General features: G+C 71.4%; 13 protein-coding genes and 2 tRNA genes. 5 read left to right on the top strand and 10 right to left on the bottom strand.

All coding sequences use genetic code 11. The features are described 5' to 3' along the window. Positions 1 to 17: 17 nt before the first annotated feature. Genes H4W30_RS06055 through H4W30_RS06045 form a run of 3 tightly spaced genes read right to left on the bottom strand, consistent with a single transcriptional unit; the run spans position 18 to position 3,117 of the window. Positions 18 to 1,244 (bottom strand): glycosyltransferase, encoded by a 1,227-nt coding sequence (locus tag H4W30_RS06055; RefSeq protein WP_192741869.1) that lies wholly within the window; start codon positions 1,242 to 1,244, stop codon positions 18 to 20. Continuing rightward, complete coding sequence (locus tag H4W30_RS06050; protein ID WP_192741868.1) at positions 1,241 to 2,074, bottom strand: SDR family NAD(P)-dependent oxidoreductase; 834 nt, start codon at positions 2,072 to 2,074, stop codon at positions 1,241 to 1,243. The genes H4W30_RS06055 and H4W30_RS06050 overlap by 4 nt, the downstream gene beginning before the upstream one ends. Further along, on the bottom strand, positions 2,071 to 3,117 hold the full coding sequence (locus tag H4W30_RS06045; protein WP_192741867.1) for an alpha/beta hydrolase: 1,047 nt from the start codon (positions 3,115 to 3,117) through the stop codon (positions 2,071 to 2,073). Before H4W30_RS06045 ends, H4W30_RS06050 begins: the two co-directional genes overlap by 4 nt. A 447-nt stretch (positions 3,118 to 3,564) precedes the next feature. On the opposite strand from H4W30_RS06045, the gene H4W30_RS06040 reads away from it, so the two are divergent. From H4W30_RS06040 to H4W30_RS06025, 4 genes are read left to right on the top strand one after another with little or no spacing between them, the layout of a single operon-like run. Then, positions 3,565 to 4,215 (top strand): hypothetical protein, encoded by a 651-nt coding sequence (locus H4W30_RS06040; RefSeq protein WP_192741866.1) that lies wholly within the window; start codon positions 3,565 to 3,567, stop codon positions 4,213 to 4,215. Positions 4,216 to 4,252: 37 nt separating this feature from the next. Beyond that, positions 4,253 to 5,974, top strand: coding sequence for a fatty acyl-AMP ligase (locus H4W30_RS06035; RefSeq protein ID WP_192741865.1), 1,722 nt, complete (start codon positions 4,253 to 4,255; stop codon positions 5,972 to 5,974). Further along, positions 5,971 to 10,167 carry a type I polyketide synthase gene (locus H4W30_RS06030; RefSeq protein WP_192741864.1) on the top strand — a complete coding sequence of 1,399 codons (4,197 nt, stop codon included), beginning with the start codon at positions 5,971 to 5,973 and terminating at the stop codon, positions 10,165 to 10,167. Before H4W30_RS06035 ends, H4W30_RS06030 begins: the two co-directional genes overlap by 4 nt. After that, entirely contained in the window at positions 10,164 to 11,654 is a 1,491-nt protein-coding gene (locus H4W30_RS06025; RefSeq protein ID WP_192741863.1) for an MFS transporter, read from the top strand. Before H4W30_RS06030 ends, H4W30_RS06025 begins: the two co-directional genes overlap by 4 nt. Here the strand turns inward: H4W30_RS06025 and H4W30_RS06020 are convergent. Further along, positions 11,629 to 12,048, bottom strand: a complete 420-nt coding sequence (locus H4W30_RS06020) for a VOC family protein (protein ID WP_192741862.1) — start codon at positions 12,046 to 12,048, stop codon at positions 11,629 to 11,631. The genes H4W30_RS06025 and H4W30_RS06020 overlap by 26 nt on opposite strands. A gap of 88 nt (positions 12,049 to 12,136) precedes the next feature. On the opposite strand from H4W30_RS06020, the gene H4W30_RS06015 reads away from it, so the two are divergent. Further along, the gene (locus H4W30_RS06015) at positions 12,137 to 12,739 is read left to right on the top strand and encodes a TetR/AcrR family transcriptional regulator (protein WP_192741861.1); all 603 of its coding nucleotides are present in this window, start codon (positions 12,137 to 12,139) and stop codon (positions 12,737 to 12,739) included. Between the two features lie 352 nt (positions 12,740 to 13,091). On the opposite strand, the gene H4W30_RS06010 is transcribed toward H4W30_RS06015, so the two are convergent. The 6 genes from H4W30_RS06010 to H4W30_RS05985 all read right to left on the bottom strand — a co-directional run bounded on the left by H4W30_RS06010 (position 13,092) and on the right by H4W30_RS05985 (position 20,823). Beyond that, positions 13,092 to 13,163 (bottom strand) — tRNA-Val (locus tag H4W30_RS06010). A 35-nt stretch (positions 13,164 to 13,198) separates the two neighbouring features. Then, positions 13,199 to 13,273, bottom strand: a tRNA-Val gene (locus tag H4W30_RS06005). A 79-nt stretch (positions 13,274 to 13,352) separates the two neighbouring features. Next, positions 13,353 to 15,197 (bottom strand): serine/threonine-protein kinase, encoded by a 1,845-nt coding sequence (locus H4W30_RS06000; RefSeq protein WP_192741860.1) that lies wholly within the window; start codon positions 15,195 to 15,197, stop codon positions 13,353 to 13,355. A gap of 9 nt (positions 15,198 to 15,206) precedes the next feature. Then, complete coding sequence (locus H4W30_RS05995) at positions 15,207 to 17,090, bottom strand: serine/threonine-protein kinase (protein ID WP_192741859.1); 1,884 nt, start codon at positions 17,088 to 17,090, stop codon at positions 15,207 to 15,209. 50 nt (positions 17,091 to 17,140) lie between these two features. Continuing rightward, entirely contained in the window at positions 17,141 to 19,357 is a 2,217-nt protein-coding gene (locus tag H4W30_RS05990) for a heavy metal translocating P-type ATPase (RefSeq protein WP_192741858.1), read from the bottom strand. 344 nt (positions 19,358 to 19,701) lie between these two features. Further along, positions 19,702 to 20,823 (bottom strand): DUF6801 domain-containing protein, encoded by a 1,122-nt coding sequence (locus H4W30_RS05985; protein WP_192741857.1) that lies wholly within the window; start codon positions 20,821 to 20,823, stop codon positions 19,702 to 19,704. Positions 20,824 to 20,850 lie beyond the last annotated feature (27 nt).

Below are 20,850 nucleotides of genomic sequence, written 5' to 3'. Positions count from 1 at the left end.
ATGCAAATCGCATAGACTTAGCCCACCGATCGCAGCACCTGCCGCGCCCGCGCGACCCCGTCCTCCTCCCGCAGCCGCCCGGCGACGTACTGGGCACCGCGCCGGAACAGCAGGTTGCCGGACAGTTCCAGCAGGCGCGCGGTCAATGAGTCCGCCGTGAGATCCCGCAGCGGCAACGGCCGCGGCCCCGCACCGAGCCGGAACACCCGGTCACCCCAGTACGGCTGATCGGAGAAAACCGGGCAGATCAGCGAAGGCGCGCCCGCGCGCAACGCGGCCGCGGTCGTGCCCGCGCCGCCGTGGTGCACCACCGCCGCCGTGCGCGGGAACAGCCACGCGTGCGGAACGTCCCCGATCGTCAGCAGGTCGTCGTCCTCGGCCGCGGCATCGGTACCGAGCAGGCCGCGCAACCCCGCCCGCCGCAGCGCCGTGCGGACGGCGGCGAACGTCCGTTCCGTCTCCGACGGCCGCATGCTGCCGAAGCCGACGTACACCGGAGGCGGCCCGGACGCGAGGAAATCCCGCAGTCGCGGGTCCGGCCGCCACGCGGCGGGCGTGTCGAGAAACCAGTACCCGGTGACGTGCACCCTCGACGGCCAATCCTTCGGCCGCGGCACGATCGCGTCGGAAAAACCGCACAGTACGGGGGTTTCCGATCGCCGCGGCCCACGGAGGCCGGCCGCGGGCAGGCTCAGTGACCGCTCGCGCCACCGGTCCACCTCCGGCCTCAGCACCTGCCACGCGACGGTGTCGACGGCGTGGAAACTCAGCCACCTGCCGCACGGCCCGGCCTTGGCGGCCCACGGCGCCAGCGGATGCGCGAACGCCCGCGTCGGCACGCTGGGCTGGTAGTGCAGTTCGACGTCGGGGACGCCGAGCGAGGCACCCAGGTGCGCGCCGAGGAAGCCGAGCGTCGGAGCGAGAACGAGGTCGGCGCCGGCCGCTCCCTCGTGGACGTCGGCGAGCAGACGCTCCATCACCGGGGCCAGCGCGCCGCGCAGCCCGCGCAGGAAGGCCGCGGGTGTGCGTCCCTCGGTCCATTCGCGGCCACCGGCCGAGCCGAGGATCTCGCTCGGGTCGGCGGAAAGCGGCGCGAAATCCAGGCCGTGCGAGGTCACCAGCGTCCGGAACCGCTCGGCCGCCAGCACGCGGACCCGATCACCGTCGAGACCGCGCCCCAATGCGATACATGGCTGGACATCGCCGCGAGAACCCGGAGCGACGATCACGACGAGCCGGGTCATCGCTTCGCCGCCGTCAACCGGTAGCGAAGGCGGAACGGCAACTTCGCCAGAACCGCCGCGACATGCGCGTCCCTCCCGACCAGGTACCGCGGCGCGACCCGCCGGGCGGTCAGCGCGTGGACGACGATTCGCGCCGCCCGCTCGGGCGGCAGACCGTTCCGCGCGGACCGCTCCGCACTGCGTTCGGCCTCGTCCAGTTGCGCCGCATACCTTTCCCGCGCGGCTTCCGGCAGGGCGGCACGCACCTCTTCGGCGGCGACGCGGGCGCGCGGCCAGATCGACGTGGCGACGGCACCGGGCTCGACGAGGACGACGCCGATCCCCGACGGCGCCAGCTCGGCGCGCAGGCTGTCGGTCAAACCGACCAGGGCGAACTTCGACGTGTGATACGGCCCGACCATCGGCCCGGCGATCCGCCCGCCCATCGACCCGACCGTCACCACCCTGGCGGCGGACGCGGCACGCAGCGCGGGCAACATCGCCTGGGTGACGGCCAGCTGGCCGGTGACGTTGACCTCCAGCTGCTGCCGGAAATCCTCGAGCGGGACGTGTTCCAGCGGTCCCGGCCGGGCCATCCCCGCGTTGTTCACCAGACCGCGCAGCGGGCCCGCCGCCGCGACCTTCTCCCCGCACGCCGCGATCGACGCCACGTCGCGGAGATCCATGCGCAGCACGGTGACCGCTTCGCCGAAAGTGCGCACGAGGTCCGTTTCGTCCGCGTCGGTGCGCACACCGGCCCAGACGTGGGAGCCCCGCCGGACGAGTTCGGCCACGCACGCCCGGCCGATCCCGCTCGAGGCCCCGGTGACCACAAAGGACGGACGGGTCACGACGCCTCCCCGGCTTTCACCGGCGCCGAAAGCGCCCTCAGCATCCTCGGCCAGGTCTTGTGCAACTGGTCCTGCCAATACGCCCAGTGGTGCGTGCCCGGGCCGTAGAAGTCCGTCATGACCGGGACGCCCAGCCGGTTCAGCCGGTCCGCCATCGCGGTGGTCTGGCCGGAGCACAGGAATTCGAGCAGCATCGCGCCGGGCAGCACGTCGATCGGGAGTTTCCCGTCGAACGGCCCCGGCAGGCCGTTGCCCGTGGACAGATACAACTCGGTGCCGCGGAGGCGGTCGGCGTTCACCAGGGGATCGTGGGCGTCCCAGCGGGACGACTCGCGCCGCCGGTCGCCCCAGAGCGCTTCGGGGTCTTGCCGGGCCGAGGCGACGATCGCGCTGGTCAGCAGCTCGCCGTACGGGCCGGTGGGATTGAGATTGCCGCTGAACGACCCGGCGAACCGGAACACCCCTGGCCGCCGGGCGGCGAGTTCCACCGCGCCGTACCCGCCGAGCGAGAGCCCCGCCGCGACCCGCCGCCCATCCCCTCGATAACCACGGTCGATCAGCTGCGGGATCTCGAACGCGGTGAACGTCTCCCACTGGTTGAGCACGACGTCCTTGCCGTAATTCCACCAGTCGGAAAAGAACCCGGCGGATCCGGAGCCCGGCATCACCACCAGCGCTCCGGCGTCGTCGGCGAGTTTCCGGATGTCGGTGTTGGCGGTCCAGCCGCGGTAGTCCTGGAGGCGCGTCTCCCCGGCGAGCAGGTACACCGCCGGCCACTTCCGCTCCGGTTCGGCTTCCCACCGCGACGGCAGGATCAACCGGACCATCGCATAGCTCCCGACGCCGACCGAGCGCACGGTGAGATCCAGCATCCGCGGGTCACCGTCCACAGTGGTCTGGGCGACGACGTGCGAGCCGTCGTCGGCACGGACGTCCGGGACGCCACTCTCGGCCCGCGCGGGTGCCGAGACGACGCTCGGCAGCAAGCCCGCCGCGACCGCCAGCGACGCGACGGCGCTCAGCCGCCTCGAAGTAGTGCGCATACGTAATCCTTTGTCCCGGTCGTTCGATCGAATTCGAAAATGTGACGGCGATTACCCGAGAAAGAAAGTCGGAGGTGGCGACACGTTAAGCGGACGGACCCCTTCCGCGCAATTGTCCTGCCCACAATCCGGGAGGACAATATGAATGCCAGGGAAACAAGAAATGCCTCCACCTCCCCCATCAGGGTGACCCGTCGCTCACGGACAGTGAAGAACTGTGGCACGGGAGTACCAGACCTGCGCGCACACCAGCGGAAAGTCCGAAACTCCCAGGTCACACCCTGTACACGAAGGACATTTACGTTCTCTTGACACCTTCCGGTATTCGATTTCCCGTCGTAGCCTTCGTCGTGCCGCCCGGGTTCGGCGTTCCCTGACGCGACCCCGGCGCCCGCGTCCCACCGAAGGGACCACACCTCCCCACGGACCCTTCCGAAAGGGCTATTCATGACTGCCCGAATTCGCGCACTCGTCGTGTCCGCCGCAGCGGTCGCGACCATTTCCGGTGCTCCCGGAGAATCGATTCAGGCGGCGCCCGCTTCCACTGTTCCGCCCGCCGCCCTGCTGCCTCCGGAAACCGTCCCGGCCGCGTCGACGCGTGACGGATTCGACGTGGCCTCCGCACTGTCCACCCCGGGCCGCCGAGAGAGCAGGGTCGACGTCGGTGGTTGCGAGGACGTCGTCCACGGCAGGCTGGTCGGCGACGGCGCCGCCGGCCAGGGCTTCCAGTCCGCCGTTCCCGGCGGCCAGGTCTCCGAACTGGTCGCCCGCATGACGAACCCGCCCGATCTGGCGGCGTGGGCCGCACAGGCCGGGCGGTGCTCGAAGGTGACGGTCGACGACGCGGCCGGTACCGCGGTGTCGACCGTCACCGTCCACCCCGCTCCCGCCGTTCCGGGAGCGAAAACCCTTTCCTACGAACAACTTCTGACGCTTCCCGGCCAGCCCCCCGAGCTGCCGGGGCTGCGTCTGCGCACCGTCGCCATCGCCGCCGACGACGTGCTGGTCGTGCTTCGTGACGCCGGAACGACCGGCCTCGATCTCGACGCCCTCGCCGTCGACGCCTGGCGGCACGCCGCCGGTCCGCTCGGCCGCTGATCCACCGCACCTCCCGCCGAACCCCCGAGGAGACGTCATGTCCCTGGCCCCCGGAAACACCCTCCCCGCCTGCCTCCGGCATTGGGCGGACACCGACGGCGACCGGCCCGCGCTGACCTTCGCCGACTTCTCGGCCGATCGCGCCGGACGCCGGAAGACGCTGAGCTGGAAGCAACTCCAGGAGCGTGTCGACGCCGTCGCGGCGGCGCTGCCCGTCCGGCCCGGTGACCGGGTGGCGGTGCTGTGCCCGCAGAGCGCCGACTACGTCGTCGCGTTCCTCGGTGCGATCACCGCGGGCGCGATCGCCGTGCCGCTGTTCGATCCCGGGCTGCCCGGGCACGCCGGACGGCTCGCCGCGGTGCTGACCGACTGCTCCCCCACCGCGGTGATCACCACCGCCGCGGCCGAGGACGCGGTCCGCGAGTTCCTGGCGGGCCTGCCCGGCGGCGAGCGCGTCGCCGTGGTCACGGCCGACAAGCCCACCGCGGGCCCCGGCCGCGCCTGGCCCGCCCCGGCTCCAGCACCGGACGACGTGGCGTACTTGCAGTACACGTCCGGTTCGACCCGCAGTCCGGCCGGAGTGGTGCTGACCCACGCGAACGTGCTCGCCAACGTCGGTCAGGCGGTGCGAGGCCTCGGCATCGACCCGTCGGGGACCACCGTCTCGTGGTTGCCGCTGTTCCACGACATGGGTCTCGTGCTCGGCCTGATCACCCCGCTGGCCATGGGCATGCGGTCGGTGCTGATGGACCCGCTGGCCTTCATCGAGCGCCCGGTCCGCTGGCTGGAGTTGCTCGGCGACCACAACGCGAGCTGGAGCGCCGCACCGAACTTCGCGTTCCACTACGCCGCGAGCCGGGTGCGCGAGGAGGACCGCGCCAAGCTCCGTCTCGACCGCGTCGCCGCGATCGTCAACGGCGCCGAGCCGATCAACCCCGGAGTGCTCGACCGGTTCCACGACACCTTCGCCGAGGTCGGATACACCCCGGACAAGACGCGGCCCGCGTATGGGCTGGCCGAGGCGACCGTCTTCGTCACCACCGGCCCCGGCGTCCCTCCGCGGGTGACCACGTTCGACCGCGCCGCGCTGGGGGCGGGAACGGCGCGGCAGGCGGAAAACGGTCTCCGGCTGGTCGCCTGCGGAGTCCCGGTGGGGCAGCACGTCGCGCTGGTCGACCCGGAAACCGGTGTCGCGCTCGAAGACGGCGCGGTCGGCGAGATCTGGGTCCACGGCCCCAACGTCGGCACCGGCTACTGGCAGAAACCCTTGGAGAGCACCGAAACCTTCGGCGCCCGGCTGACCGGTGACCACGGGGAACTGCCGACGGGTCCCTGGCTGCGCACCGGTGACCTCGGCGTCCGGTACGACGGCGAGGTCTACATCGCGGGCCGGATCAAGGATCTGCTCATCGTCGACGGCCGCAACCACTACCCGCAGGACGTCGAAGCGACCGCGGCTTCCGCCGATCGCGACATCCGCCCCGGCAGTGTCGCCGCGTTCGCCGTCGAAGGCACCGACACCGAATCCGCGGTCGTCGTCGCCGAGCACCGCGGACACGGCACGCTGACCGCGGAGGACGAACGGGCACTCGAAGCATCGATCCGGCGGCTCGTTTCCGACGCGCACGGCCTCGCGCTGCGTGACGTCGTACTCGTCCCGGCGGGCCTGGTCCCGCGGACCTCCAGCGGGAAGATCGCGCGGAGCGCCTGCCGCGACCGCTACCTCGCCGGTGATTACGGAAAGGCCTTGGTGCGATGAGAAACCCGACGTTCGACGCCCCGGCGCTGCGCCGCTGGCTGCTCGACACCGTCGCCGGGCACACCGGCGTCGACGCGGCCCGGCTCGAAGCCGACCGCCCGCTCAGCGACTACGGCCTGTCCTCCCGTCAGGCCGTCGGTATCGCCGCCGACCTCGAAGATCTGCTCGGCACCCCGCTCCCGGCCACCCTGCTGTGGGAAAGCCCGACCATCGACCACCTGGCCCGCTCGCTCACCGGCGGCACGGAGCCCGAACCGGAGCGGACGGGCACGGACCGTCGCCGGACCGACCCGATCGCCGTCGTCGGCCTCGGCTGCCGCTGGCCGGGCGCGGACGGTCTCGACGAGTTCTGGGATCTGCTCCGCAGCGGACGGGACGCCGTCCGGACCGCGCCGCCGGGCCGGTGGGACGCCGAGGCGGCCCCGATCGTGGGCGGATTCCTCGACGACGTCGCCGGTTTCGACGCCGACCACTTCGGCATCACTCCACGCGAAGCGTCCACAATGGACCCGCAACAGCGGATGCTGCTGGAGGTCGCCTGGGCAGCGCTCGAACACGCCGGCATCGCCCCGGCCTCCCTGCGCGGCAGCCGGACCGGCGTGTTCACCGGGATCTCGACCCACGACTACGGGCATCTCACGATGGCGAGCGGCGGCGTCGACCTCTGGACCGCCACCGGCGCGGCCGGGAGTATCGCGGCCAACCGGCTCTCCTACGTCTACGACCTGCGCGGGCCGAGCATGGCGGTGGACACCGCCTGCTCGTCGTCACTGGTCGCGGTGCACCACGCGATGCGCGCGCTGCGCGACGGCGAGGCGGATCTGGCCTTGGCGGGCGGGGTGAACCTCATGCTGCTGCCCGGGCCGACCGCCGCGTTCGCCGCCGCCGGACTGCTCGCCGGGGACGGGCGGTGCAAGACGTTCGCCGCGGAGGCCGACGGCATCGCGCGTGCCGAGGGCTGCGGCGTCGTCGTGCTCAAACGGCTGACGGACGCCGAGTACGACGGTGACCGGGTGCTGGCGGTGATCCGCTCCACCGCGGTGAACTCCGACGGCCGGTCACAGGGCATGGCGGCGCCGAACCCCATCGCCCAGCAGGACATGCTGCGCACGGCGTACCACGGCGCCCGGCTCGATCCGTCCACTGTGGACTACGTGGAGGCGCACGGCACCGGCACGTTGCTCGGCGACCCGATCGAGGCGCGCTCGCTCGGCGCCGTGCTGGGCAAGGACCGCCCGGCCGACGCCCCGCTGCTGATCGGCTCGGTGAAGACGAACATCGCGCACGCGGAGGCGGCCGCGGGGATCGCCGGGCTGATCAAGGTCGTCCTCGCGATGACCAGGGACGAATTGCCGCCCCAGCTGCACTTCTCCGCCCCCAATCCGCACATCCCGTTCGACGACCTGCGTCTGAAGGTGGTGACCGAGCCGACGCCGTGGCCGCGCCGGTCCGGTCGCGCCACGGCCGGCGTGTCCGCGTTCGGCTTCGGCGGGACCAACGCGCACGTCGTCCTCGAACAGGCGCCGCCGTTGGAACCGGCGCCGGACCGCGCCGACGTCCGGATCGGGCTGCTGTCCGCCCGCACCCGCGACCGACTCGCCGAACGCGCGACTCAGCTGGCGGACTGGCTGGAATCCATGCCGTCGCTTTCCCTGGCCGACGTCACCCACACGTTGTCCCGGCGCGACAACGGCGGGCCACATCGCGCCGCCGTCGTCGCCGGTGACACCACCGAACTGGCGGCACTGCTGCGGGCCATCGGTTCCGGTGCCGATCCACTTCCCGCGGGCGCCGTCACCGGCACCACCGTGAGCACCGACGGGCCGGTCTTCGTGTTCTCCGGTCACGGCTCGCAGTGGCCGGGCATGGGGCAAGGGTTGTTGCGCGCCGAACCCGCGTTCGCCGCGCAGGTCGACAAGCTGCACGACCTGTTCACCGAGCACACCGGCCGCTCGCTGCGCGCACTGCTCACCAGCGGGGATCCCTTGTCCCTGCCGGAAACCCAGACGGCCATCTTCGGGACGCAGATCGCGCTGGCCGCCCAGTGGGAGGCACTCGGGGTCCGGCCCTCGGCCATCGTCGGGCACTCGCTCGGGTCCGCGGCCGCCGCCGTCGTGAGCGGCGTGCTCACCCCCGACGAGGCCGTTCACCTGGTCGCGACGCGCGCCCGGCTTCTGGGCAGCCTCGGCCCGGGTGGCGCGATGGCGGCGGTCGAGTTGGCGCCGGAGGAACTGGACCTGTACCCGGATATCGAACTCGCCGTCGAATCCGCGCCGGGGCAGCTGACCGTGGCCGGGGACGCGACCGTGCTCGATCTCCTCGTCGCGGAACTCGAGGCCGCCGGGCTGACCGCGCGGCGGCTGCCGGTCGAGGTCGCAGGGCACTCCGCCCGGGTCGATCCGGTGCTGCCCGCGCTCCGGGAGGCGCTCGCCGAACTGGGCGGCCGCCGTCCGACGGTGCCTTGGTACGACACGGTACTCGCCGATCCGCGGGAACTGCCGGACTTCGACGCCGGGTACTGGGCCGCGCATCTGCGCCGTCCCGTGCGGTTCCGGCAAGCGGTCGCAACCGCCGCCGCGGACGGGCACCGGGTCTTCCTGGAGGTGTCGCCGCATCCGATCCTGCGGGGCTCGGTGACCAGGACCCTCGAAGCCGAGGGGATCCACGACGCTGTCGTCACCGGAACGCTGCGGCGGGGCCAGGACGAGGTCCGCACGCTGGGCGCCGCCGCGGCCGAGTTGTACTGCGCGGGCACCCGGATCACCACCGCCGATCCGGACGACGGCGCCCGGCTGGTCGACGTCCCGCCGATGCCGTGGCGGCACGAACGCCATTGGTACACCACCGCCGAAGCACCGCCGTCGTTCGCGGCACGCACGCCGGAACCCGAACCGGTGCGCACGGCCGGGGGCGACCGGCTGACGGAGATCGTCGCCGCCGTCATAGGGCTGCGACCCGATCGGCTCGACGCCGATGTCCCGCTGGTGGAGCTCGGGCTGGATTCCCTGATGGCGAACCGGATCAAGGAAGCCGTTCGCCGCGAGTTCGGTACGGAACCCGACTCCGTCAGCGTGCTCCGCGGCGCCACCCTCGCCGATCTAAGCCGCGACCTAGCGCCCCGCGAAAACGAGCAACCACTGCCGTCTCGGGGCCGCGCCTGGGACGCGGCGGATCGCCTCGTCCTGCGTCTTTGGCAGGAGCACACCGGGGCCGAAGCGACCGGCACCCACGTCCGGCTGACCGAGACGGAAACACCGGACCGGCTGGCCGAACTACTCGCCCAGGGGCTCAGCACCGAACTCGACACGCCGGTCACCGCCGCCGAACTCCGGCGGCACGACTCGCTCGCGGCCATCGCCGACGTCGCCCGCGCCATCCTCGACACGCGGGAGGAGCGCGGGCCGGTGCACGTCCTCGCTCCCGGCGAAGCGGGCGTCGCGCCGCTGCTGCTCTTCCACCCCGGCGGCAGCACCTGCACCGTGTACCGCCCGCTGTTGGAGCGGTTGCCTTCCGGTGTGCCGTGCGTCGGGTTCGAACGCGTCCCCGGGGTCAGCATCGAGGAACGGGTCGAGCAGTTGCTGCCGTTGGTGCGGGCGCAGCGTCGCGACCGGCCGTACCGGCTGGCGGGCTGGTCGTTCGGCGGGGCGCTGGCCTACGGCGTCGCCGCGCGGCTCGCCGAAGAGGGTGAAGAGGTCGAGTTCGTCGCGCTGATCGACACCATGCTCCCGCTTCCGGAACCGGATCTCGACCCGAGGGCGTCGTCCGCCCGGCGGTTCCTGCGGTTCACCGGCTACGTCGAAGGGACCTACGGCCGCGAAGTCCGGCTAGGCCACGAGGAGCTGGCTCCGCTGCCCGAAGAGGAACAGATCGAGCTGACCATGCGGCGGGTCGCCGAGGCGGGCCTGCTCAGCCCCGGGGTGCTCCGGCACCAGCGGCAGTCCTTTTTGGACACACTGGCGGCCGAACGCGGTACGCCGCGCCGTTACGACGGACGGGTCGTGCTCTACCGGGCGACCGAGCAGTACGCGGCCGGGCTGGCGATGGAACCCCGGTATTCGCGTACCGACCTCGCGGCGGGCTGGGCGGAGCTGTGCCCGGGACTGGAGATCGTGCCGGTCGAGGCGCATCACCTGTCGGTCGTCGACCCGCCGCACGTCGATGTCGTGGCGCGGCATCTGGCGGGACTCCTGTGACCACGGCCCGGGCCGAGCGAGCGGTCGACCGCGCCTGGCCGCTGCTGGCGGTACTCGGCGCCGGGCTCTTCCTCGTGGCGGTCGACGCGACCGTGCTGCACGTCGCGTTGCCCGACCTCGTCCGGCAGCTGCGGCCCGGCGCGTCGGCTCAGGTGTGGATCGTGGCGATCTACCCGCTGACCGCCGCGCCGCTGCTGCTGCCGTTCGGCACCCTCGGCGACCGGTACGGACGGCGGCGCGTGCTGGTCACCGGGTACGTCGTGTTCGGGATCGCGTCGCTCGGCTGCGCTTTCGCGCCGAACGTCCCGGCGTTGCTGGCGTTCCGCGCGTTGCTCGGCTGTGGCGGCGCGATGATCATGCCGGTGACGATGTCGCTGCTGCGCGAACTGTTCCCGGAGCAGCGGCATCGTCGCACGGCGATCGCGGTGTGCAGCGGGATCGCGGGCACCGGGTCGGTGTTCGGGCCGATCCTCGGCGGCGTGCTCGTCGAGGCGTGGGGCTGGCGGGCGACGTTCCTGCTGAATCCGCCGGTGATCCTGCCGGCGGTGGTGCTGGCGCTGCTGTGGCTCCCCCGGAATCCGCCGGGCCGTGGCCCGTGGGACGCGCTCAGCGCCGCCCTCGCCGCGGGCGGCGTCCTCGGGATCGCTTTCGCCGTCGGGCATCCGGGCTCCTGGACCACGGCCGTCGCCTCGGGCGCGACCGGCTGTGTCCTCATCGGACTGTTCCTGCGCCGCCAGCGGCGGACCGATCCGCCGCTGCTGGACCTCACCCTGTTCCGGCGGCCGGGCGTACGGGCCGCGGTGGGCGGGGTGCTGCTGGTGATGAGCACGCTCGTCGGACTGGGCCTGCTTTTCGCCCAGTACCTGCAGGTGGTGCTCGGGCTTTCGCCCACCGCGGCGGCGAGCCGGCTTCTCCTGGTACTGGGCGCTTCGGCCGTCGGCAGTGTCGTGACCCCTTCATTGCTGGGCCGCTTCGGCAACGCGCGGGTCCGCACGGCCGGGTTCGCCGTCGCGGCGGTGTCGTTGCTGGTCCCGGCGGCGGGATCGGCCGCTCTCACGTCACCGGTACTCCTGGGCGTGGGGCTGACCGGGCTGGGCCTCGGGATGGCGCTCGCGCTCACGTCGAGCACCGACACCCTGCTTTCAGCGACCTCGGCGGACCAGGCGGGCGGCGCCGCGGCGGTGGAGAAGACGGGCTACGAACTGGGCGCCGGCTTCGGGACGACAGTATTCGGCTCCCTGGCCGCCGCGGTGTACGCGGGGCACTTGGCCGTCCCATCCGGCGTGCCGGAACCGGCGCGGGTGCTCGCCCTGTCAGGACCGGCCCAGGCGGAGACGGCCGCGTCGGGTCTCTCCTCGCAGTTAGCCGACGAATTGCTGGCCGCCGCGAAGGCCGCCTGTACCACGGGGTTGCAGGTGTCGGCGGCCGTCGCTTGTGGGCTGTTCGTGGTGGCGGTCGTCGTCAGCTCGGGCGAGCCTCGTCGGTGAACTGCTCGGCGAACTCGCCGGTCGGCGGGATCTCCTGGATCACGTCGATCAGCACGCCGTTGGGGTCGGCGACGATGAAGTGCCGCTGCCCGAAGTCCTCGCTGCGCAGGGAAAGCGCCTCGGGCAGGCCCGCCTCCACGATCAGCCGCCGGTGCTCGGCGTCGACGTCTTCGACCTCGAAGTTCAGCAACAGTCCCTGCACGGGGTTCCCCGCCCCGGCGGGAATGGTCTCGTGCCCGGACGCGAGGACCGCCAGCTCCCATGCGCCACGTTTGAGGCTGACGTACCAGTCGGCTTCGAACGTGGGCTCGAAGCCGAAGTGGTCGCAGTAAAAGTCCCGCGTCTCGGTGATCTTCTCGGTCATGAGAACGGGATAGAAGCTGGTCAGACGCATGATGCCACCTTGCTCGTAAATAATACCGACCGTCGGTTTGTTTCTTTGAAGTTAGCCAACCGACGGTCGGTATGTCAAGATTCGGGCCATGGCCCGCACGAAACAGCAGCAACGCGAAGAGACGATGGAGGCGTTGACCGCCACCGCCCGGCGGCTGTTCGCCGAACACGGGTACGGCAAGGTCGGGCTGGAGACCATCGCGCAGACCGCGGGCGTGAGCAAAGGCGCGCTCTACCACCACTTCAGCAGCAAGGCGGACCTCTTCCGGCACGTGCTCGGCGTCGTACAGCACGACGTCGGCGAACAGATCGCGCGGGCCGCGGACGCCGCGCCGGACTCGTGGGCCGGGCTGCTCGCCGGCTGCCGCGCGTTCCTCGCCGCGGCGACCGATCCGGAGACCCAGCAGATCATGCTGCTGGACGGCCCTTCGGTGGTCGGCTGGCAGGATTGGCGTGAACTGGACGCGGAGTCGTCCGCCCGGCACCTCGCCGAAGCGCTGACCGGCCTGATGAACGACGGTGTCCTGGCGAAGCGGCCCGTCGAACCGTTGGTACGCCTGCTTTCCGGCGCGATGAACGAGGCAGCCGTCTGGCTCGCCCACTCCCCCGACCCGAAGGCCGACCTCGCCGCGACCATGGACACGCTGACGCCGATGATCGAGGCGCTGAGGCTTCCGGCCTCGCTCACCTGAAGTACGTGAAGGCCCCCTTCATGTACTTCACGGGTCCTGCTGGGCGCTGCGCCTCGCCGGAGGGTTGCGAAAGCCACTTTCGCAACGTTGAAGGTTGCGAAAGTGGCTTTCGCAACGTCGGCCGCCGGCCAGACCCGCGGCCGCCCGGCGCCTCTGTCGCGAAAGCCACTTTCGGGACGTCAGACGTCGCGAAAGTGGCTTTCGCGACACCACCCACGCCTTTCCCAAGCCCACCAAGTCCGTGAAGGCCTCCTTGAGGGACCCAGAGTCACTCAAGGAGGCCTTCACGGACCAAGCCTGGCCCCAAAAACGCAAAAACCCCACCCGGAGCCGGGTGGGGCCTTCACTGCGGTGGGCGATACTGGGATCGAACCAGTGACCTCTTCGGTGTGAACGAAGCGCTCTCCCCCTGAGCTAATCGCCCGTGGTACGAACTTCGGTCCACCGGGGAAGCGAACCTGGTGCGCGATACTGGGATTGAACCAGTGACCTCTTCCGTGTCAGGGAAGCGCTCTCCCGCTGAGCTAAACGCGCGTGGTGTTTCGTTCGTACTGGCGATAGCTTAGCGGACCCCGTTTCCGGGCCGTCACAGGGGTTCCCCCTCCGCGAGGACTCAGGGTTTCGGCAGCCTCGAAGCGACCGATCCCGCGATCTCCTTCGCCCGATCGCACGGGCTACCGCTCCCTTCGCGACCCAACAGCCGGACGGCGACGTGTTCGGCTTCGCGGTCCGGCAGCGGACGATGCCGCCAGGTGACGGCGCAGTTCGAGCCGCCGAACTCCCGCATGTCGCCGGTGACACCGCTACCGAGGTCGACCGGCGAACCCTCCGGCGCGTAGGAACCTCTCTGCAATTCGATGGTCAGGGTCTCCCCGCCGCCCAGCCACTCGCAGATCCGCAGCGTCCGCGGGGCCGGCTGCGCGTTGGGCATGGTCTTGGCGAGCACCGCCGGATCGGCGATCGTGCACGGATCGAGCGGGAGCAGGCTCGCCGGATCACCCGCGCGGTCGACCTCGTGCGTGCGCAGCCGGGTGAGCGCGGCGGTCAGCATGTCGTCGGCGGCCTTGCAGGGATCGCCTTCGCGACCGGGATGGGAGACGACGACGCCGAGCCGCCGGTCCGTCGGCAGCTGGACGACCGAATCGCAGCCGCCGCTGATCGTGCTGCGCAGCAACGGAAGCCCTTCGGCCGTTCGGTCCGTCCGGTCGAGGCTGCTGGCGGACACGCCTTCGCCGAGCCGCAGCTCGAAGTCGACGCCCTTGAGACCGGTGTACTTGCAGCGAGCCGGGTAGATGGGGCCCGTCTCCGGTTTCAGGGTGCCGAACTCCTGCACGAACCGGCCCGCGAGCACCTTGCACGGATCCACCAGGCGCAGGCGTTCCGCGCCGAGTGCCTCGCTCGCCGACAGCGAGGTCGTCCCGGGATCTTCCGGTTTGGCGTAGTCAGCGATGGTGAGACCGAGCGCGACCATCCCCGAAACGACGAGCAGGACGACCGCGGCGAGCGAGCCGAACAGGATCTTCTTCGTCCGCGGCGCCATCTTCTTGGGCTGCGGGCGCCAGATCGGCAGCGGCAGGGCCAGCACCGAACGCACTTCGGCGTCCTGCCGCTGGATCCGGGCGTGCACGGCGGGTGGCCAGGGTGCCGCGCCCGGCGGCACCGGGCCGAGGAAGTCGAGGATCTGTTCCGGAGTCGGCCGTCGCGCGGGATCCTTGGCCAGGCAGGGCTCGGCGATCCGCCGGATCTCGTCCGGGACGTCGCTGAAGTCCGCGGCGGCGTGCACGACGTTATACAGCGTCTGCGGCGCGGTCGGCCCGGTGAAGGGTCCGCGTCCGGTCGCGGCCATGATTAGGATCGCGCCGAGCGAGAACACGTCGCTCGCGCCGGTGATCCGTCCGCTGCCCGCCTGTTCGGGGGACATGAACGCGGGCGACCCGATGATCGCGCCCGTTCCGGTGAGATCCTGGGCGTCCTCCGCCACCCGCGCGATGCCGAAGTCGATCACCCTGGGGCCGTCACTCGTCAGGATGATGTTGCTGGGCTTGAGATCCCGGTGGATCAGCCCGGCACGGTGGATCTCGGTCAGCGCCGCGGCGAGCCCGGACGCCAGCAGCCGCACCGACTCGACCGGTAGCGGCCCGGCACCGTCCACGGCCTCCTTCAAGGACGGCCCGGTGACGAAGACCGAGGCGAGCCACGGGGTTTCCGCTTCCGCGTCGGCGTCCATGACGGCGGCGGTGTAGGCGCCGGAGACCAGCCGCGACGTGGCGACCTCGCGCCGGAACCGTTCGCGGAAGCGTGGATCGTGCGCGAACTGGGCGTGCAGCTGTTTGACGGCGACGAGCCTGCCGTCCGGGGCGAGGCCGAGCACGACCCGGCCCATCCCGCCTTCACCGAGCTCGGCGACGATCCGGTACGGGCCGATCTGCCGGGGTTCGCCGGGGTTCAACGGTTTCACTGGTCAGCCCTAGGGTTTCGGAAGTTTCGGCAGCAGCGCCCCGGCGAAGCCCTTCGCCTTTTCACAGGCTTCGTCGGCGGTCATCTTGGTACCACTGGTCCCGACCGTCAGCTCGACGTTCTCCCCGTCGCGTTCGCTGACGGACCGATGCTGCCAGGTCAGCGAGCAGGTGGAACGCGCGATGCCGTCGTCCACCTTGGCCAAGTACACCTTGGCACCGCCGAGATCCAGGGTGGCGACCTGCGTGTAGTACGAGTCCTTCAATTGCGCGGGCGGGTACGCGCGCACGAAGTTCAGGCGGACGCTGCCCGCGGCGTCGTACCGGCATTGGTGCAGATGTTCGCGGATCGTTTCGACGACCGGCCCGATCAGCCGGTCCGTCGTCGCAGGACCGAGGATCGCGCACGGGTCCAGCGGAGCCAGGGTGCCGGCCGGGAGCTCGCGCTCGTGGCCCCCGGCGCGGATCCGCTTGATCGCGTCGGCGAGCGCCGCCTTCACCACCGAGCATGCCTGGTCCTTTGTGGACAGCCGGTTCACGTCGACGCTCAGCTTGGTGTTCGGCAGGCCGCTGACCGGGACGGCGACCGCGCACGTGTCGCCGGACCCTTTGATCCGCAGCGGAAGCCCTTCCAGCTCGCCGCCGGCCTCGCCTTCCACCAGGTCACCGCCGACGCTCAGCTCCAGCCACTCACCCGACGGCGAGGAGTAGGTGCACGAATCGAACTGGATGTCGATCTCCGTGCTCAGCTTGCCGAATCCGGGTACGTCCCGGCCGGCGAGCACCTTGCACAGGTCGACGCGGCGCAGGTTGTCCGGGCCGAGCGGGTCCTGGTTGACCGGGGTGGCGACCGGTTCGTCCGGTTGCGCCGACGAACTCGGCGCGATGGCGGCCGGCGGCGGGTCGTCCCCGGAGAGCGAGACCGCCGCGACGGTGCCGCCGGCCAGCAGCACCACGGCGGCCGCGGCCAATCCCGCGTACAGGCCGCGCCGGGACCGCTTCGGCGGCGGCGGGTTCAGCAGCCGCCGGACCTCGGCCTGCTGCGCCTCGATGAGATGCGACACCACCGGCGGCCACGGGCTGGTCATCGGCGGGACCGGGCCGAGCCGCTCCAGCACCCAGGCCGGTGACGGCCGGTCGGCCGGATTCTTCGCCAGGCACGGCTCGACGATCTGCCGCAGCTCCGGCGCCAGCTGCCGCAGGTCCGGCTGGAGGTGCACGACGTTGTACAAGGTGTGCGGAGTGGACGTCCCGGTGAAGGGGCCGCGTCCGGTCGCGGCCATCACCAGCAGCGCGCCGAAGGAGAACATGTCGCTCGCCGGGGTCAGCGGCTTCCCCTCGGCCTGTTCCGGGGACATGAAACCGGGCGAACCGATGACTGCGCCGGTGTGCGTGAGCTCGGAGTCGCCTTCGACGGCGCGGGCGATGCCGAAGTCGATGACCCGGGGTCCGTCACCGGTGAGGATGACGTTGCTGGGTTTCAGATCGCGGTGGATCAGTCCCGCACGGTGGATGTCACCCAGCGCCAGCGCGAGCCCGGCGGCGAGATGGCGGACGGCCACCGGCGGCAGCGGGCCGGCGGCGGAGACCGCCTCCGACAGCGACGGGCCGGGAACGAACACCGACGCCAGCCACGGTGTCGGCGCGTTCGGGTCGGCGTCCATGACCGGTGCGGTGTACGCGCCGGACACCAGACGGGAGGTTTCGACCTCCCGCCGGAACCGCTCGCGGAAGCCGGGATCGTGCGCGAAACCCGGGTGGACCTGCTTGATCGCGACCAGGCGCCCGTCGGCGGAGATCCCGAGCAGCACCCGGCCCATCCCGCCCTCACCGAGCGCGGCGAACACCCGGTAGCGCCCCACGCCGGTGGGTTCGCCGGTGTTCAACGGCTTCACGAAAGGCCCCCTTGTTCCGAGGGGCGATGGTACAAAACCACCCGCAAGTGTCACGCGGCGCGTCGGAAGTCCTTGAGCCGGAGGCTGTTGGACACGACGAGCACCGACGACAGCGACATCGCCGCCCCAGCGATCAGCGGGTTCAGCAGGCCGAGCGCGGCCAACGGGATCGCGGCGACGTTGTAGCCGAACGCCCAGGCCAGGTTCCCCCGGATGATCCGCAGCGTGCGGTCGGCGAGCCGGATGGCGTCGGGGACCACGCGCAGGTCTTCGCGGACCAGCACCATGTCGGCCGAGCGCACCGCGATGTCGCTACCGTGTGCCATCGCCATGCCGAGATCCGCGGTGGCCAGCGCCGGGCCGTCGTTGATGCCGTCGCCGACCATCGCGACCCGCGCTCCCCCGGCCCGCAGCTCCTCGATGACCGCGGCCTTCTCCGCAGGCAGCACTCCGGCACGCACGTCGGAGACGCCGATCTCGTCCGCGACCACGCGGGCGGCGGCTTCGTTGTCGCCGGTCAGCAGCACGGTCCGCAGGCCGAGCGCGTGGAGAGCCTCGACGGCCGCTCGCGCCGACGGCTTCACGACGTCCCGGATCGCCAGCTGCCCGGCGAGCCCGCCGTCGACCGCGACGAGGATCGACGTGGTGCCGTCCTCCGCCGTGAAATCGTCGGGGACGGCGATCCCGCGTTCGGCGAACAGGCGTGCGTTGCCGACCAGGACCTCCTGCCCCTCGACCTCGCCCTTCGCCCCGAGCCCGGGCAGCGCGCCGAATCCTTCGACCGGGGGAAGGTCCGGCAGTTCCGCCCGCGCCGCGGCCACCACGGCCGCCGCGATCGCGTGCTCCGAACCGGCCTCCACGGCGCCGGCGAACCGCAGCAGCTCGCCGCGGGTGAACCCGTCGGCGGGACGGCACGCGGTGACGGTCATCTTCCCGGTGGTGACGGTGCCGGTCTTGTCCAGCACGACGGTGTCCACCGTGCGGCTCGCCTCGAGCGCGTCCGGCCCCTTGATGAGGATGCCGAGCTGAGCACCTCGGCCGACACCCGCCATGAGCGCGGTCGGCGTCGCCAGCCCGAGCGCGCACGGGCAGGCGATGATGAGGACGGCGACGGCCGCGGCGAACCCTTCGCGGGCGGGTGCCCCGCCGAGCAGCCAGACCGCGAGCGTCAGCGCGGCCACGCCGAGCACGGCGGGGACGAACACCGCGCAGACGCGGTCGACCAGCCGCTGCACCGCAGCCTTGCGGGCCTGCGCGCGTTCGGCCAGCGCGGTCATCTGGGCCAGTTGCGTATGCGTGCCGACCGCGGTCGCGCGGACGACGAGCCTGCCGTCCCGGTTCACCGAAGCGCCGACGACCCGGTCGCCGGTGGCGACTTCCGCGGGCACCGGCTCACCGGTCACCGCGCTCACATCCACAGTGGACAGTCCGTTGCGGACGACACCGTCGGCGGCGATCGACTCGCCCGGCTTGACCACGAACAGGTCCCCGACGGCCAGTTCACCGACCGGGACCATCCGCTCGACGCCGTCCCGCAGCACCCGGACGTCCTTGGCGGCCAAGGCGTCCAGCGCGGCCAGGAGCCCGGCGGCGCTGCGCCTGGACCTGCTCTCGAAATACCGGCCGGCCAGCAGGAAGGTGGTCACCCCGGCGGCGACGTCGAGGTAGATCGCGTCGGCGCCGGCCGCCGTCGGGCCGAAGCCGATCCAGTACCCGGGCTCCGTGCCGCCCGCGAAGGCGGACCAAGCTGACCACGCGAACGACGAGAGCACCCCCAGCGACACCAAGGTGTCCATACTGGACGACCGATGACGGAGGTTCCGCAGCGTGGCGCGGTGGAACGGCAGCGCGGACCAGAACACGACCGGAACGGCCAAGGCGAGGCACAGCAGTTCCCAGCCGGGGAACCGCAGCCGCGGCACCAGCGCGAGGGTGATCGAGAGGTTCCCCAGCGGGATCGCCAGCAGCGCGGCGACGACCAGACGTCGCCGGAGGTCCCGGACCCGGGCGAAGCCGATGTCCGGATCCTCTTCGCCGCGGATTTCCGCCGTGTAGCCGGATTTGCGGACTCGCTCGATGAGGACGTCGTCGTCCAGCGCTTCGGGTACCTGCACGGTGGCGCGCTCGGTCGCGTAGTTCACCGACGCGCGGACGCCGTCCAGCTTGTTCAGCGTGCGTTCCACCCGCGCCGAACAAGCGGCGCAGGTCATCCCCGACACGGTCAGTTCCACCGTGCGGACGGCGGACTCCGGCGCGGAAATCGTCATTTCGTGGCACTCCCAGGATTCACCAGTGGTTCCTCGGTGGCGGAACAGGTGTCCGGGTCGTGTCGCGAGGGAGATTACCGCCGCCGGGAACCGGCGCCGTCCCCGGCCCGACTACTGCGGTGGTGGTGGAAACAGGTGCCGGAGCGCGACTGGTCGTGTCTGGATGGACGACACGCGTGATTGGACGGACGACACACGTGATCCAGCGGACGACACACGGCTGAGCCCGGCCGCGGTCGTGTCGTCCGTCCGATCACACGTGTCGTCCATCGGATCACGCGTGTCGTCCATCCAGTCACGCGAAACCTCTGTAAGCGAGGCCGCGCTCACGACCACCGCGAGCATCAGGCCTGGCGCGGGGTCAGCGTGAGGTCGAAGGTGTTGCCGTCCCCCTGCACCAGGGAGCTCACGTAGGAGGTGAACGCGCCGCAGCCGGTCAGCGGCGCCAGCGAGTAGGTGCCGCGCAGCGCGCCGCCCTTCGCCATGGTGAAACCGTCGCCGGTCCGCAGTTCCGCCGTCGACGGGGCCGACGTCCGGCAACCCGGACCGGTGCTGACCGGCATGCCGACGAGCGTCACCAGCGGGAGAACGGTGGTGAACCGCGATCGCGCGACGAAACCGGTCCCGGCGAGGTCGCCGCCCTGGGGTCCGTCGGCGACGAACTCCACATCGGCCGAGCCCGGCAGGAAGCCGAACAGCCGGAAGTCGGTGTGCGCCTTGTCGAACGCGGGGCCGCCGCTGAACACCGTCGCCGCGGTCGGGCTCAGTTCGAAGGTACCGGTCAGCGGGGCGTCGGCACCGAGTGCCTTGACGCCGGTCTTCCCGGCGATCGCGAACCGATGCCCCGCCGGCTTGTCGCCGAGTTCGAAGGACAGCAGGACCGGATCCTGGCCGGGGTCGAGCGTGCAGTCCGAGGTGAAGGAACCGAGCCCGGTGAAGGAGCCATCGGGCTTCTTCGGGGTGAGGCGCGTGGTGAAGTCGCCGACGGTCAGCGTCGTCTTGCCCGGTTTCGCCAGCGTGATGGTGGGCACGGAGCCGGTCGCCACGGGGCTGAACGTCCCTGACGGCGGGATGTCGGTCTTGGCGACGTTCAGCGGGATGCGCACGGGAAGCGGGTTCGCGTCGCCGTTGACCAGTGTCACGCCGGCCGCCGCGGTGCCCTCGATGGTGGTGGCACCGACGAGGTTGAGCCCGCGCGCCGCCTTGTCCGGCACGGTCACGGTGATGGTCAGCCCGGAGGTGGTGAGCGTGCCGCCGGGCGCCGTCGGCACCTCGAAGTCGGCTTTGATGTTCACGTCGAGCTTCTGCAGCCCGATCAGCGGGAACGGGCAGGTGAACGACAGTTTCTTGTCGACGGGCGTACCGGCGGCCGCGCTGCGGACGGCGACGAACAGCAGGCAGCCGGCGGTGATCAGCACGACGAGGCCCGCCGCGAGCAGCATCCGGACGTTGATGCGAAGGGGCATGGTCGCCTTCCTGGACGGCTCGGAAAC

The sequence above is a fragment of the Amycolatopsis roodepoortensis genome (assembly GCF_014873915.1).
Taxonomy (GTDB): Bacteria; Actinomycetota; Actinomycetes; order Mycobacteriales; family Pseudonocardiaceae; genus Amycolatopsis; species Amycolatopsis roodepoortensis.
The sequence above is the reverse complement of the archived record's forward strand: the minus strand, read 5'-3'. Positions and strand labels throughout refer to the sequence as shown.

Bases quoted from the DNA above. Each gene is read 5' to 3' on its own strand.
- H4W30_RS06055 (WP_192741869.1), bottom strand. From the start codon at position 1,244: ATGACCCGGCTCGTCGTGATCGTCGCTCCGGGTTCTCGCGGCGATGTC.
- H4W30_RS06045 (WP_192741867.1), bottom strand. From the start codon at position 3,117: ATGCGCACTACTTCGAGGCGGCTGAGCGCCGTCGCGTCGCTGGCGGTC.
- H4W30_RS06040 (WP_192741866.1), top strand. From the start codon at position 3,565: ATGACTGCCCGAATTCGCGCACTCGTCGTGTCCGCCGCAGCGGTCGCG.
- H4W30_RS06035 (WP_192741865.1), top strand. From the start codon at position 4,253: ATGTCCCTGGCCCCCGGAAACACCCTCCCCGCCTGCCTCCGGCATTGG.
- H4W30_RS06030 (WP_192741864.1), top strand. From the start codon at position 5,971: ATGAGAAACCCGACGTTCGACGCCCCGGCGCTGCGCCGCTGGCTGCTC.
- H4W30_RS06020 (WP_192741862.1), bottom strand. From the start codon at position 12,048: ATGCGTCTGACCAGCTTCTATCCCGTTCTCATGACCGAGAAGATCACC.
- H4W30_RS06015 (WP_192741861.1), top strand. From the start codon at position 12,137: ATGGCCCGCACGAAACAGCAGCAACGCGAAGAGACGATGGAGGCGTTG.
- H4W30_RS05990 (WP_192741858.1), bottom strand. From the start codon at position 19,357: ATGACGATTTCCGCGCCGGAGTCCGCCGTCCGCACGGTGGAACTGACC.
- H4W30_RS05985 (WP_192741857.1), bottom strand. From the start codon at position 20,823: ATGCCCCTTCGCATCAACGTCCGGATGCTGCTCGCGGCGGGCCTCGTC.